This is a genomic window from Actinomycetospora succinea, assembly GCF_004363095.1.
Lineage (GTDB): Bacteria > Actinomycetota > Actinomycetes > Mycobacteriales > Pseudonocardiaceae > Actinomycetospora > Actinomycetospora succinea.
In genome coordinates this window covers 1-1,113 of sequence record NZ_SNYO01000021.1, presented here as the reverse complement: position 1 = coordinate 1,113, position 1,113 = coordinate 1, and the positions used below count along the sequence as shown (strand labels likewise).

The following is a 1,113-nucleotide window of genomic DNA, read 5'->3' as shown; positions in this document are numbered from 1 at the left end:
TGTACTGACCGGACAGGTTGGTCAAGCGGGTGATCGGGGGTCGCCGCTCGGTGGCGCTGTGGGGCCGGTGGTGGTTGTACTCGTGCAGCCAGCCCGGTAGGGCCTTGCGGCGCTGGGTTTCGCTGAGATAGAGCCGTCGGAAGGCCCAGCCGCCGGTCATGGTGCGGTGAAACCGCTCAATCTTGCCGTTGGTCTGGGGCCGGTAGGGCCGGGTCCGCTTCGGGCGGATGCCGAGCTCGGCGCAGGCGTCGCGCCAGGCGTGCGATCGGTAGGCCGACCCATTGTCGGAGAGCACCCGCTCGACGACCACTCCGCGGGCGGCGAACCATGCTGTCGCTCGGCGCAGCACCGCGATGGCGGTGGCGGCGGTCTCGTCGTCGTGGATCTCGGCGTAGGCCACCCGGGAGTGATCGTCGATCACGGTGTGCACGAACGCGGTGCCGATCTTCGGGTCGTAGTGACCGTTGCGGGGCTTGCCCGCGGTCGCCGCCCGGTTCTTCTTGCCCTGGACGCGACCGACGTAGCGCCATCCACCCTGATCAGGAATGTTGCCCAACTTCTTGACGTCCACGTGGATCATCGAGCCCGGGTAGGGGTGCTCGTAGCGGCGCACCGGCTCCCCGGTGGCCCGATCGACCTGGTTGAGCCGGCTGATCCCGCAGCGGCGCAGGATCAGGTGCACCGTGGAGGCGGCGATCCCGAGCCGGGCGGCGATCTCGAGCTGGCCCAGGCGTTGCTTCCAGCGCAGGTGCACGATCTTGCGCACGGTGGGCTGCGGAGTCTTGCGTGGCATGCGGTGCGGACGGCTCGAGCGATCGTGCATGCCGGCCTCACCCAGCTCGACATAGCGCTTGGCCCAGCGTTTCGCGGTCGGCCAGGACACCTGGAACCGCACCGCGGCCTGCGCGATCGAGCATCGGCCTTCCACGATCAGACGCGCGAGCTTCAATCGGGCTCGCGGAGTCAGCGCGGCGTTAGCGTGGGCCACGGAGGACCTCCCGGTGGTGAGTGGATGCCGTCAGACAGCTCCACAGCACTCCCGAGAGGTCCTCCCCTCAAGATCATTCAGACCGTGTCGTCACACGCGCTCAACCAACGTGTCCGGTCAGTACA

1 protein-coding gene is annotated in these 1,113 nt (G+C 68.3%); it reads right to left on the bottom strand.

Translation table 11 applies throughout. From position 1 onward, the window contains the following. A partial coding sequence (locus EV188_RS31285) for an IS481 family transposase (RefSeq protein ID WP_133830264.1) occupies window positions 1-988 on the bottom strand: 988 nt, incomplete at its 3' end. Window positions 989-1,113 lie beyond the last annotated feature (125 nt).